This window comes from Actinoplanes missouriensis 431 (assembly GCF_000284295.1).
GTDB lineage: Bacteria > Actinomycetota > Actinomycetes > Mycobacteriales > Micromonosporaceae > Actinoplanes > Actinoplanes missouriensis.
In genome coordinates this window covers 6,862,044-6,874,441 of the sequence record NC_017093.1, presented here as the reverse complement: position 1 = coordinate 6,874,441, position 12,398 = coordinate 6,862,044, and the positions used below count along the sequence as shown (strand labels likewise).

Annotated in this window: 9 protein-coding genes; 7 read left to right on the top strand and 2 right to left on the bottom strand. The window is 71.8% G+C overall.

The annotated features are described in order from the left end of the window. Window positions 1-11: 11 nt before the first annotated feature. Genes AMIS_RS31495 through AMIS_RS31485 form a run of 3 tightly spaced genes read left to right on the top strand, consistent with a single transcriptional unit; the run spans window position 12 to window position 2,777 of the window. Window positions 12-1,586, top strand: coding sequence for a Na+/H+ antiporter (locus tag AMIS_RS31495; protein WP_014446501.1), 1,575 nt, complete (start codon window positions 12-14; stop codon window positions 1,584-1,586). Then, window positions 1,583-1,846 carry a UBP-type zinc finger domain-containing protein gene (locus AMIS_RS31490; protein ID WP_014446500.1) on the top strand — a complete coding sequence of 88 codons (264 nt, stop codon included), beginning with the start codon at window positions 1,583-1,585 and terminating at the stop codon, window positions 1,844-1,846. The genes AMIS_RS31495 and AMIS_RS31490 overlap by 4 nt, the downstream gene beginning before the upstream one ends. 1 nt (window position 1,847) lies before the next feature. Then, the gene (locus tag AMIS_RS31485) at window positions 1,848-2,777 is read left to right on the top strand and encodes a ketopantoate reductase family protein (RefSeq protein ID WP_014446499.1); all 930 of its coding nucleotides are present in this window, start codon (window positions 1,848-1,850) and stop codon (window positions 2,775-2,777) included. A gap of 17 nt (window positions 2,778-2,794) precedes the next feature. Here AMIS_RS31485 and AMIS_RS31480 read toward each other — a convergent pair whose 3' ends face one another. Next, window positions 2,795-4,036, bottom strand: coding sequence for a glycosyltransferase family 4 protein (locus tag AMIS_RS31480; protein ID WP_014446498.1), 1,242 nt, complete (start codon window positions 4,034-4,036; stop codon window positions 2,795-2,797). Then, on the bottom strand, window positions 4,033-5,844 hold the full coding sequence (locus tag AMIS_RS31475; RefSeq protein WP_041830178.1) for a glycogen debranching enzyme N-terminal domain-containing protein: 1,812 nt from the start codon (window positions 5,842-5,844) through the stop codon (window positions 4,033-4,035). The genes AMIS_RS31480 and AMIS_RS31475 overlap by 4 nt, the downstream gene beginning before the upstream one ends. 208 nt (window positions 5,845-6,052) lie before the next feature. Here AMIS_RS31475 and glgX point away from each other — a divergent pair, with 208 nt between their 5' ends. Genes glgX through yidD form a run of 4 tightly spaced genes read left to right on the top strand, consistent with a single transcriptional unit; the run spans window position 6,053 to window position 12,379 of the window. Further along, a complete protein-coding gene (gene glgX, locus AMIS_RS31470) occupies window positions 6,053-8,164 on the top strand; it encodes a glycogen debranching protein GlgX (RefSeq protein WP_014446496.1) in 2,112 nt (703 codons plus the stop codon). Next, complete coding sequence (gene treY, locus AMIS_RS31465; RefSeq protein ID WP_014446495.1) at window positions 8,164-10,434, top strand: malto-oligosyltrehalose synthase; 2,271 nt, start codon at window positions 8,164-8,166, stop codon at window positions 10,432-10,434. Before glgX ends, treY begins: the two co-directional genes overlap by 1 nt. Continuing rightward, entirely contained in the window at window positions 10,431-12,161 is a 1,731-nt protein-coding gene (treZ, locus tag AMIS_RS31460; protein ID WP_014446494.1) for a malto-oligosyltrehalose trehalohydrolase, read from the top strand. The genes treY and treZ overlap by 4 nt, the downstream gene beginning before the upstream one ends. After that, a complete protein-coding gene (gene yidD, locus AMIS_RS31455; RefSeq protein ID WP_014446493.1) occupies window positions 12,158-12,379 on the top strand; it encodes a membrane protein insertion efficiency factor YidD in 222 nt (73 codons plus the stop codon). Before treZ ends, yidD begins: the two co-directional genes overlap by 4 nt. The last annotated feature ends 19 nt before the right edge of the window (window positions 12,380-12,398 follow it).

The window sequence follows — 12,398 nt, the reverse complement described above, 5'->3', positions numbered from 1 at the left end:
AGCTTCCCGGCATGGAAGCCATCGTCGACATGGTCGTGCTCGTAGCGATCTCCGTGGTCGGCGCCGCGCTGGCCCGCCGTCTCGGCTTCGTGGCGCCTCTGGTGCTGCTCGTGGCCGGGCTGGCGCTGTCCTACGTACCGGGCTTCCCGGAGGCGCATCTCGAACCGGAACTCGTCCTGATCGGGATCCTGCCTCCGCTGCTCTACGTGGCCGCGCTGCAGACCTCGGTGCCCGCGTTCCGCCTGGCGTTACGGCCGATCCTGCTGCTCGCGGTGGGACTCGTCGTGCTGACCGCGCTGGTCATCGGTTATCTCGTCCATCTGCTGATGCCCGAGGTGCCGCTCGCCGCCTGCGTCGCGCTCGGCGCGATCGTCGCCCCGCCGGACGCGGTCTCGGCGACCGCCATCGCCCGCCGGGTCGGGTTACCCCGGCGGGTGGTGACGATCCTGGAGGGCGAGAGCCTGCTCAACGACGCGACCGCGCTGGTGATGGTGCGGGTCGCGGCGGGCGCGCTGGCCGGCGCCGCGGTCGGGTTCGCCGAGATCGCCGGTGAGGTGGCGCTCAAGGCCGGCGGCGGTGTCGCGATCGGCCTGGTGTTCGCGGTCGGCGCGGCCTGGCTGCACCGCAAGATCAAGGACCCGCTGCTGGAGGACGCGGTCGGCCTGCTCACCCCGTTCATCGTGGTGATCGTCGCCGAGGAGCTGCACACGTCGAGCGTCGTGGCCGTGGTGATCGCCGGCCTCTACCTCGGGCACCGGATGCCGTACCTGTTGTCGGCGACCTCCCGGCTGCAGCTGGACGCGGTCTGGCGGCTGGTGACGTTCCTGCTCGAGGGCGTGGTCTTCCTGCTCGTCGGCCTGCAGCTGCGGACCGTGGTGAGCACGATCGAGACCGACATGGCGACGACCGTGCAGGTCACCGCCGTGGTCTTCGCCGCGCTCGTGGGCATCCGGTTCCTCTGGATGTACCCGGCCACCTATCTGGCCCGCCTGGTGCCCCGGATCCGCAACCGGGAGGAGCGGCCCCGGATCGCCGTCCCGACGGTGATCGCCTGGGCCGGCATGCGCGGCGTGGTCACGCTCGCCGCCGCGCAGACGCTGCCGCCGCCCGGGGAGAACGGGGTGCCCGACTACCCCCGCGAGCTGTTCGTCTTCGTCGCCTTCGCGATCATCGTGCTGACCCTGCTGATCCAGGGGACGACGCTGCCGGTCCTGTCCCGGGTGCTGAGGGTGCGCGAGGACAACAGCGCGCAGGACGCCCTGGCCGAGGCGGGCGTGCAGCACACCGCGAGCCGGGCCGCCCTGGAGGCGCTGGACGCGCATGCGAACGGCGCGCCGCCCGCCGTGGTCGACCGGTTGCGAGGCCTGGTGGAGAGCCGGTCCAACAACGCGTGGGAACGTCTGGGCAGCCAGCATCAGGAAACGCCGTCGGCGGCGTACGGCCGTCTCCGCCGCGAGATGATCAAAGCAGAACGGCACGTCTTCAAGATCGCCCGGAACGAGGGGCGGATCCCCGAGGAGGTGCTGGTCCGCGCCCAGCGAGAACTCGACCTCGAAGAATCCCAGTTGCACCGGAGTGAAGAGTGATCTGTCAGCACCTGAAGGACGCGGGCGATCCGCCGCCCCAGACCCCGTACGCCCAGGGCTGCCCGGAGTGCGTGGCCGGCGGCTTCGACGACTGGGTCCACCTGCGCCTCTGCCTGAACTGCGGAAAGGTCGCCTGCTGCGACTCGTCGCCGCGCCGGCACATGTCCCACCACCACGCCGAGGTGGGCCACCCGGTGATGCGCTCCTACGAGCCGGGGGAGACCTGGCGCTGGTGCTTCGACGACGAGCAGCTGGGCTGAGATGCGGGTTCTCGTCGCCGGCGCCGGTGCGACAGGCGGCTACTTCGGCGGCCGTCTGACCGAGGCCGGCCGGGACGTGACGTTCCTGGTCCGGCCGGGCCGGGCGGACCGCCTGCGCGAGCGCGGGCTGCGCCTGCGCGGCCCGGACGGCGAGACCGTGCTCACGCCGCGACTGGTCACCGCGGAGGGTGTGGACGGGCCGTACGACCTGATTCTGCTCGCGGTGAAGAGTCACGCGCTGGACGCGGTGCTGTCCGGCCTCGGTCCGGCGGTCGGCGACCGTACCGTGATCGTGCCCCTGCTCAACGGCATGCGGCACGTGGATGCGCTGGTGGCGGCGTTCGGCGCCGAGCGCGCGTGGGGTGGCGTCTGCATGATCCACGCGACGCTCGACGACGACGGCGACGTGGTCCGGATGAGCGGGCTGCACCGGCTGGCCTACGGGCCGCTCGACGGCGGTCCGGACGACCGGCTCGACGCCGTGACGCAGACCCTGACCGGCGCGGGCTTCGACTCCCGGCCGTCGACCCGGATCGTCCACGAGATGTGGGAGAAGTGGGTGCTGCTCGCGTCGCTCGGCGCGGCCACCACGCTGATGCGGGCCTCGATCGGCGAGATCAACGCGGCGCCGGGCGGCCCGGCCTTCACCCGCGCGGTGGCGGCCGAGGCCGTCGCGGTGGCGACCGCGGCCGGCCGTCCGCCCCGGCCGGCGATGCTGGAGGTGGTCACGTCGACCATGGCGTCCAGCGAGCCGACCACCTCGTCGATGTACCGCGACATGGCACAGGGCCTGCCGGTCGAGCACGACGCGATCGTCGGTGACCTGGTGGCCGAGGCGGCGGCGCACGGCGTGGCGGTCCCGCTGCTGTCCGCCGCGCACACCAGCCTCGCGCTCTACAGCGCCGCCCGGTCGATCGCCACGCCGGGCTGACGCTCGCGCGAGCGGGGTCAGGCCGTGGCGTGGCGGGTTGCCGGGACGTGGTTGAGCAGGCTCTCCGCCTCCCGCGCGACCCGCCGGGAGTCCGCCGCCCGCGCCTGGTCGTAGACCGCGACGGTCTGCCCCGCGATGGTCTGCCAGGAGAAGTCCTCGCGCACCCGCGACCGGGCCCGCAACGCCAGCGACCGGGCATAGTCGCGGTCCGCGAGCACCGCGCCGACCGCCTCGGCCAGCGCCGCCGGATCGCCGGGCGCGAACGTCACCCCGGTGACCCCGTGCTCCACGATCTCGGCGAGGCCGCCGGTGCCGGCCACCGCGACGGGGGTGCCGGCCGCCGCCGCCTCCAGCGCGACCATCCCGAACGGCTCGTAGATGCTCGGCACCACGTAACAGTCCGACGCGCCCATCAGCGCGGTCAGCTCGTGCCCGCCCAGGAACCCCGCGAAGCTCACCCCGAGCGAGCCGGCCAGATCTTCGAGATCCTTCCGGTACGGGCCGTCGCCCGCGATCACGACCCGGAGGCCGGGATGGCGTTCCCGCAGCATCGGGACGGCCGCCATGAGGTGCTGCACGCCCTTCTCGTAGACGAGCCGCCCGGCGAAGCTGATCAGCGGGCCGTCGCCGGCGTACCGGGCGCGGGCCGCCTCCACGGCACGGGGCCGGGCACGCCAGCGCAGCGCGTCCACCCCGTTGAAGACCACCTCGGCGCGGCTCGGCGGCACGTCGAACAGCCGGATGACCTCGCGTTTCATGTACGCCGAGCAGACGATCACCCGGACCGCCTCGGCGCAGAGCCAGCGCTCGATGCCGTCGATGGCCCGGTTCGCCGGGGCCGGCAGCCAGCCCTGGTGCCGGCCGGACTCGGTGGCGTGGACGGTGGCGACGAGCGGCACGTCCAGGTGGTCGCGCAGTGTCACGGCGGCGTGCGCGACGAGCCAGTCGTGGGCGTGCACCACGTCGTACCGCTCGGTGCGGGAGGCGCGTAGCGCGGCCCGGGTGAGTGTGTGGTTGAACGCCATCGCCCAGCCCAGCATGTCGTCGTCCGCGCCGGTGGCGGTCGGCGGGTCGTCCGGGGCGCGGACCACCCGGACGCCCTCGGTGTACTCCTCGGTCAGCGCGCCGGGCGTGTGCCGGGTCACCACCGTCACGTCGTGCCCGGCCGCGACGAGCGTGGTGGCGAGCGCGTGCACGTGCCGGCCCAGGCCGCCCACCAGCAGCGGCGGATACTCCCAGGAGAGCATCAGGATCTTCACGCCAGGCCTCTTCTCACACGTAGCACCTCGGCGACCGACGCCGCGAAGAACGGGCAGCCGCTGGCCCGGTGCGGCGGTTCGCCGTCCGCGCTCTCGCTGACCGAGCCGACACCCCACTCGGCCAGATGCGCCTCCAGGCCGGTGAGCAGCCCTTCGGCCGACCGGCCGGTGGCGGCGCAGGCGTCCGCGTACGGGCCGATCAGCCAGGGCCGGACCGTCCCGTCCCGGCCGCCGTCCTGCCGGGGCTGGTAGCCGTACTCGTTCTCGGCGAGGGTGCGCAGGCCGAGTGGCGTGAGCAGCGCCTCCCCGGCGGTACGGACCGGGGCGTCGTCGCGCCCCCGCATCGGCGCGTGCGGCAGCGACCAGGCGAGCAGCTGGCCGGGGCGCAGCGAGGGGTCGTCGTGGTGCGCCCCGGCGCCCAGCGGATAGGTCGCGGCCGGGCCCTCGACCAGGTCGTGGAGCCAGCCCTCCGGCGCCGGGAAGGCGGCCAGGAAGGAGGTGCGGGCCCGGGCGTGCCGGGCGCGCGGCTCGCCGTCGTCGTAGCCGCCGTCGGTGAGCAGGTCGCCCATCGCGGCGAGCGCGTTCACCCAGAGGGCGTTGAGGTCCACGGGTTTGCCGGCGGCGGTCCGGAGCAGGCCGTCGGCCGGGTCGACGGCGAGCGGCCCGGAGCCGTTCAGTCGCTGCCGCAGCAGCCGGCCCAGCGGCGCGGCGAGTTCGGCGGCCAGGTCGCTGTCCCCGGTACGCGTCACGTGCCGGTCCACCGCGTGCACCAGCCAGAGCGGCGCGTCCGGGGCGCCTGCCTCGTCACCGGCGGTCCGGGTCCGGGCGATCAGCAGCTCCCGGCCCTCCTCGGCGCGGCCGGTGTCGAGGAACAGCCCCTCGTAGGCGGTCATCGTGTCGCTCAGCCGGCTGCCGTGCCACGGGTAGCCGGCGATGACGTCCGGTCCGTCCGGGGCGCGGATCACGAACCGGTCGGCGGCGAGCGCGAGGGTTTCCCCGTACCCCTCGGCCTTGGCGGCGCTGACCAGACGATGAGCGCGCTCGCGCTCCGCTGCGATGACCACCGGCGGAGGTGGCGGTGGGTCCGCGAGATCGCCCGCCCACGCCGAGACGTCCATGGCCTCGCCCGGCGCGACCCGGGCGAAGAACGTCCCGGCCAGCCAGAGGTCCTCGGTCGCGCCGTCGGTGCGGGTCCGCACGCCGTGGTGCCAGATCCCGGCCGGCTGCCAGCCCGGACCGGCGAGCCGGTAGGCGTCCGCGACGATCACTCCACCGGCGGCCGGCGTGGCGCCGGGTGGGGGATCGCCGGCGTGCCGGGTGCCGTCCGCGTCGCGCCAGGTGCACATCGCGGCGGCGGCCAGTCCGACCGGGCCCGGCGCCGACACCACCCGGTACGTCACCGCGAGCGAGGCGTGCCCGTGCCGCAGGGCCAGTTCGCGCTCGATCACCACGTCGCCGATCCGCCACCGCCAGCGCGGCAGCCCGCGGTCGAGCGTGAAGGTCTCCAGGTAGCGGTGGCCGCCGGGCACGACGGCGCCGGACTCCCACTCGTGGGTGTGCAGCGCGACCTTGGCGCCGGACGGCAGGGTGACGGTGAGATCGAGGGAGGCGAGGGCGGTGTGGCGGGTGCCGGAGTGATCGGTCACGGTCAGCAGGGAGTGGTGACGGCGGGTGCGCAGACCGCTCACGGTGCCGCAGGCGTAGCCGCCGAGGCCGTCGGTCACCAGCCATTCCCGGCCGGCGCCGGCGTCCGGGGTGAGGGCGCCGCACACCTGCGGCCCGAAGCTGAAGTGATCACTTTGCGGCACTTGGCCACAATTCTCAATTTTGCCCACATCAAACCCCCGGACGGGGAGATCACACCGTCCAACCGGACAGTCGGGCCGACCGTAGCAGTGACTTCCGGAACAATTGCGGCAAGACGCGGCCGCCCAGGGTTAGCTCCACCGGTTGGTGGGCATTGCAGCCCGCGCCGGTCGTGCGCGAGAAGATGACCGAGGGGTAGGAGCAACCGATATGCAGGTCTGGCCTGGTCACCGGTACCCACTGGGTGCCACTTACGACGGGACGGGCACAAACTTCGCGATCTTCTCAGAGGTGGCCGAGGCGGTAGAACTCTGCCTCTTCGACGCCTCGGGCAACGAGCGCAAGGTTCAACTGCACGAACAGGACGCGTTCGTCTGGCACGCGTACCTGCCCGGCGTCGAGCCGGGGCAGCGGTACGGCTACCGGGTGTACGGCCCGTACGAGCCGCACCGGGGTCTGCGGTGCAACCCGCACAAGCTGCTGCTCGACCCGTACGCGCGAGCCGTCGACTCGGACATCCAGTGGCACCCGGCGATGTACGCGTACGACTTCGCGAACCCGGACCAGATGTCGGATCTGGACTCGGCGGCGTACATGCCCAAGGGCGTCGTGGTGAACCCCTACTTCGACTGGGGCAACGACCGCCGGCCGGACATCCCGTACCACCACTCGGTGATCTACGAGACGCACGTGAAGGGCCTGACCCAGCGGCACCCGGAGATCCCGCGGGACATGCGGGGGTCGTACTCCGCGATAGGGCATCCGGCGATCATCGAGCACCTCAAGGGCCTCGGCGTGACGGCTGTCGAGCTGATGCCGGTGCACCAGTTCGTCCACGACAACCGCCTGGACGACCTGGGGCTGCGCAACTACTGGGGTTACAACACGCTGAGCTTCTTCGCGCCGTACCACGGGTACTCCTCGACCGGGACGCTCGGCCAGCAGACCCAGGAGTTCCGCGGCATGGTGAAGGCGCTGCACGCGGCCGGCATGGAGGTCATCCTCGACGTGGTCTACAACCACACGGCCGAGGGCAACCACCTGGGACCCACCCTGAGCCTGAAGGGCATCGACAACCGGACGTACTACCGGCTCGTCGACGACCAGCCGCAGTTCTACATGGACTACACCGGCACCGGGAACAGCCTGAACGTCCGCAGCCCGCAGAGCCTGCAGCTGATCATGGACTCGCTGCGGTACTGGGTGACCGAGATGCACGTCGACGGCTTCCGCTTCGACCTCGCCTCCACCCTGGCCCGCGAGTTCTACGACGTGGACCGGCTCTCCACGTTCTTCGAGGTGGTGCAGCAGGACCCGATCGTCGGCCAGGTGAAGCTGATCGCCGAGCCGTGGGACGTCGGTCCGGGCGGCTACCAGGTCGGCAACTTCCCGCCGAACTGGACCGAGTGGAACGGCAAGTATCGGGACACCGTGCGCGACTTCTGGCGCGGCGAGCCGGCCACCCTCGCCGAGTTCGCCTCCCGGATCACCGGGTCGGCCGACCTCTACCAGGACGACGGCCGCAAGCCCTTCCACTCGATCAACTTCGTGACCGCGCACGACGGGTTCACGCTCAACGACCTGGTCAGCTACAACGACAAGCACAACGAGGCCAACGGCGAGGAGAACCGGGACGGCGAGAGCCACAACCGGTCCTGGAACTGCGGCATCGAGGGGCCCACCGACGACGCCAAGGTGCTGCAGCTGCGGGCCCGGCAGCGCCGCAACTTCCTGGCCACGCTGATGCTCAGCCAGGGCGTCCCGATGATCTCCCACGGTGACGAGCTGGGCCGCACCCAGCAGGGCAACAACAACGCGTACTGCCAGGACGACGAGATCAGCTGGATCGACTGGGAGAACGCCGACGAGCAGCTGCTCGAGTTCGCCCGCAAGCTGACCGCGTTCCGCCACCGGCACCAGGTGTTCCAGCGCCGCCGGTTCTTCACCGGCCTGCCGGTGACCGCGCGCGGCGGCGGGGACCCGCTGCCCGACCTGGAGTGGTTCACCCCGGACGGCCGGCAGATGGCCGGCGACGACTGGGGCAACGACTTCGGCCGGGCGGTCGCGCTCTTCGTCAACGGCGAGGGCATCCGGGAGCGCGGCCAGTACGGCCAGCGTCACGTGGACAGCTCGTTCCTGCTCTTCTTCAACGCGCACGACGCGCCGCTCGAGTTCACCACGCCTCCCGCGGAGTACGGGGAGAAGTGGGAGAAGGTCATCGAAACCGCCGAACCGGATCCCGATCACCCGTCCGTCGTCGAGGCCGGACATTCGATCTGGGTACCGGACCGTTCCCTCATCGTGCTCGACAGGACGGTGTAATGCCCCACCCGAGTGGTACCTACCGAGTCCAGGTCCGCCCCGAATTCCCGCTGTCCGCCACCGCCGAGATCGCCGACTACCTCGCCGATCTCGGGGTGAGCCACCTCTACTCGGCGCCGCTGCTCACCGCGGCGCCCGGTTCCGAGCACGGTTACGACGTGGTGGACCACTCGCAGGTCAACCCGGCGCTGGGTGGCGCCGACGGGCTGAGCGCCCTGCACCGGGCGCTGCAGGAGGCCGGGCTCGGGCTGGTCGCCGACATCGTGCCGAACCACGCCGGTGTCGCCGTCCCGTCGGCGAACCCGACCTGGTGGGACGTGCTCAAGAACGGCCAGAAGTCGCAGTACGCCGCTTTCTACGACATCGACTGGACCCGGGGACGGCTGCTGATCCCGGTCCTGGCCGACGACGAGAACGCGCTCGACGACCTGCGGGTCGAGGACGGTGAACTCCACTACTTCGACAAGCGATACCCGATCGCGGACGGCACCGGCGACGGGACGGCGACGGAGGTCCACGACCGGCAGCACTACGAGCTGGTCAACTGGACCCGCGGGGACAACGAGATCAACTACCGCCGGTTCTTCGCGATCGTCGAGCTGGCCGCGCTACGCGTCGAGGACCCGGACGTCTTCGACGCCACCCACGCCGAGATCCTCCGCTGGTACCGCGAAGGCATCATCCAGGGCATCCGGGTCGACCACCCGGACGGCCTGCGCGACCCCGCCGGGTACCTGGCCCGGCTGCGCGACGCGGCGCCGAACGCCTGGCTGGTGGTGGAGAAGATCCTGGAGCCGGGGGAGAAGCTGCCGGCCTGGCCGATCGACGGCACCACCGGCTACGACGCGATGGCCGAGGTCAACGGTGTCTTCATCGATCCGGGGACCGAGGCGTTCTTCGACACTCTCGACCACCACCTGACCGGGACCACGACGTCCTGGCAGGACCTGGTGCACCAGACCAAGTTCACGGTCGCCACCACGCTGCTCGCCGCCGAGCTGGCCCGGCTGTCGCGCTTGGTCCCCGAGGTGCCGGACGCGCCGCGCGCGCTGGCCGAGCTGGCCGCCTGCTTCCCGGTCTACCGCTCGTACCTGCCGGAGGGCGGCCGCCACCTGGCGCAGGCCCGGTCCGAGGCGGGCCGCCGCAACCCGCAGCTGATCGGCGTCCTGGACCAGCTCACCGCCCGGCTGCGCAATCCGGCCGACGAACTGGCCGTCCGGTTCCAGCAGTTCACCGGCGCGGTCATGGCCAAGGGCGTGGAGGACACCGCGTTCTACCGGTGGACCCGGTTCGTGGCCCGCAACGAGGTCGGCAACGACCCGGCGAAGTTCGGCGTCAGCCCGGACGAGTTCCACGAGGCCGCCGAGGACCGGCAGAACAGCTGGCCGCATGCGATGACCTCGCTCGCCACCCACGACACCAAGCGCGGCGAGGACGTGCGCTCCCGGCTCGCGGTGCTCTCCGAGGTGCCCGGTGACTGGACCGAGGTGGCGCGCCGCTGGGCCCGGGTCGCTCCGCTCCCGGACCCCTCGCTGGCCCATCTGATCTGGCAGGTCGCGGTGGGTGCCTGGCCGATCTCCAAGGACCGATTGCTGGCGTACGCCGTGAAGGCCGCCCGTGAGTCCGGCGCGTCCACCACCTGGCAGCACCCGGACGAGCCGTTCGAGACGGCGCTGCGGGCGATGATCGACAAGATCTACGACGACCCGGCGCTGCACCGCGAGATCAGCGACTTCGCCGCGTCGATCGCGCCGCCCGGCTGGTCCAACTCGCTCGGGCAGAAACTCGTGCAGCTCACCATGCCCGGTGTGCCGGACGTCTACCAGGGCACCGAGCTCTGGGACTACTCGCTCGTCGACCCGGACAACCGGCGGCCCGTCGACTTCGCCCAGCGGCGGGAGCTGCTCGGCCGCATCGACGACGGGTGGCTGCCGCCGATCGACGAGACCGGCGCCGCGAAACTGCTTGTCACCAGCCGGGTGCTGCGCCTGCGCCGGCAACGTCCGGAGCTGTTCAACGGGTACCGTCCGGTCTTCGCCGACGGCCGGGTCGGTGAGCACGTGCTCGCGTTCGACCGGGGCGGCGTGGTGGCCGTGGCGACCCGCCTGCCGGTCGGATTGTCACGACACGGCGGCTGGCACGACACGACCCTGTCACTCGACGGACACAGTTGGACGGAAGTGTTCACGAATACCAGTTACGGCGGCAACCGCCTGGCGGTGGCCGACCTTCTGCACACCTATCCCGTCGCTCTCCTGGTGAAAGAATGACTATCTTCGAAGTCTGGGCGCCGGAGAAGCCGGTCCGTCTCGTCGTCGGCGGCCGTGAGCACGAGATGGAGTCCGGCGACGGCGGCTGGTGGCGGCTCGACGTCCCCGACGCCGGTCCGGGCGCCGACTACGGTTTCGTGCTGCCCGACCAGGACAAACCGCTGCCCGACCCGCGCTCGCCCTGGCAGCCGGAGGGCGTGCACGGCCTCAGCCGGGTCTACGACCACTCCGCGTTCGCCTGGACCGACCAGGCCTGGACCGGCCGCCAGCTGCCCGGCTCGGTCCTCTACGAACTGCACATCGGCACGTTCACGCCGGAGGGCACCTTCGACGCCGCGATCGCGAAGCTGGACCACCTGGTCGACCTCGGCGTCGACATGGTCGAGCTGTTGCCGGTCAACGCGTTCAACGGCACCTACAACTGGGGTTACGACGGCGTCTGCTGGTACGCGCCGCACGAGACCTACGGCGGCCCGGACGGGCTGAAGCGGTTCGTCGACGCGGCGCACGCCAAGGGCCTCGGCGTGGTGCTCGACGTGGTCTACAACCACTTCGGCCCGAGCGGGGCGTACGCGCCGATGTTCGCGCCGTACCTGTCGACCGGCAGCAACACCTGGGGCAGCTCGCTGAACCTGGACGGCCCGCAGTCCGACGACGTCCGGCGCTACATCGCGGACAGCGTGCTGATGTGGCTGCGCGACTACCACGTCGACGGCCTGCGTCTGGACGCCGTGCACGCGCTGCACGACGAGGGCGCCGTGCACCTGCTGGAGATGCTCGCGGTCGAGGTGGAGTCGCTCTCCGCGCACGTCCGCCGGCCGCTCACGCTGATCGCCGAGTCCGACCTCAACGACGCCAAGCTGATCACCCCGCGGGAGGGCGGTGGGTACGGCCTGCACGCCCAGTGGGACGACGACGTGCACCACGCCCTGCACGCGCTGCTCACCGGCGAGCGGCAGGGCTACTACGGGGACTTCGGGTCGCTGGAGTGCCTGCGTACCGTGCTGGAGGGCGCGTTCTTCCACGCCGGCACCTGGTCCAGCTTCCGTGGCCGCCGGCACGGCCGCCCGGTGGACCGGCAGCGCGTACCCGGGCACCGGTTCGTCGCGTTCCTGCAGAACCACGACCAGATCGGCAACCGGGCGATCGGCGACCGGCTCACCGCCGTGCTCTCGCCCGGCCTGCTCAAGGTCGGCGCGACGCTGCTGCTCACGTCGCCGTTCACGCCGATGCTCTTCATGGGCGAGGAGTGGGCGGCGAGCAGCCCTTGGCAGTTCTTCACCAGCCACCCCGAGCCGGAGCTCGCCGCCGCCGTGCAGACCGGGCGGCGCAAGGAGTTCGCACGGCACGGCTGGGACGAGGCCGACGTGCCCGACCCGCAGGACCCGGCCACCTTCGAGCGGTCCAAGCTGGACTGGTCGGAGCCGGAGAAACCGGGTCACGCCGAGATCCTCGACCTCTACAAGCGGCTGATCCACCTGCGGCGCACGGTTCCCGGCCTCACCGACCCGTGGCTGCACGACGTCGAGGTCTGGCACGGCGACCAGCACGTGGTGATCCGCCGCGGCTCCCACGTGGTGGCGGCGAACCTGGCCGGCGTCGAGCAGACCGTCAGCGTCCGCTCGCCGGTGCGCTCGGTGCTGCTCGCCACCGAGCCCGGCGCCGTCGTCCAGCGGGACCGCCTCGTGCTGCCGGCGGAGAGCGCGGTCGTAGCCTTGGTCCGGTGACCTCCTGGGGTGTGCGGGCCGCGACCGGCGCGATCAAGCTCTATCGGCGGATCTCGCCGCGTCTGCCGGCCCGCTGCCGGTTCACGCCGACATGCAGCGCCTACGCGCTGGAGGCGATCGAGCGGCACGGCCTGCGGACCGGCCTGGGCCTCACCGTGCGCAGGCTGGTCCGCTGCACGCCGTTCGTCCCTTCCGGTACCTCGGACCCCGTTCCGTGACATCGGTGTAGCACCATGT

What these genes read in the sequence shown, in the direction of transcription:
- AMIS_RS31495 (WP_014446501.1), top strand. Translation starts at nt 12, where the DNA reads ATGGAAGCCATCGTCGACATGGTCGTGCTCGTAGCGATCTCCGTGGTC.
- AMIS_RS31485 (WP_014446499.1), top strand. Translation starts at nt 1,848, where the DNA reads ATGCGGGTTCTCGTCGCCGGCGCCGGTGCGACAGGCGGCTACTTCGGC.
- glgX (WP_014446496.1), top strand. Translation starts at nt 6,053, where the DNA reads ATGCAGGTCTGGCCTGGTCACCGGTACCCACTGGGTGCCACTTACGAC.
- treY (WP_014446495.1), top strand. Translation starts at nt 8,164, where the DNA reads ATGCCCCACCCGAGTGGTACCTACCGAGTCCAGGTCCGCCCCGAATTC.
- treZ (WP_014446494.1), top strand. Translation starts at nt 10,431, where the DNA reads ATGACTATCTTCGAAGTCTGGGCGCCGGAGAAGCCGGTCCGTCTCGTC.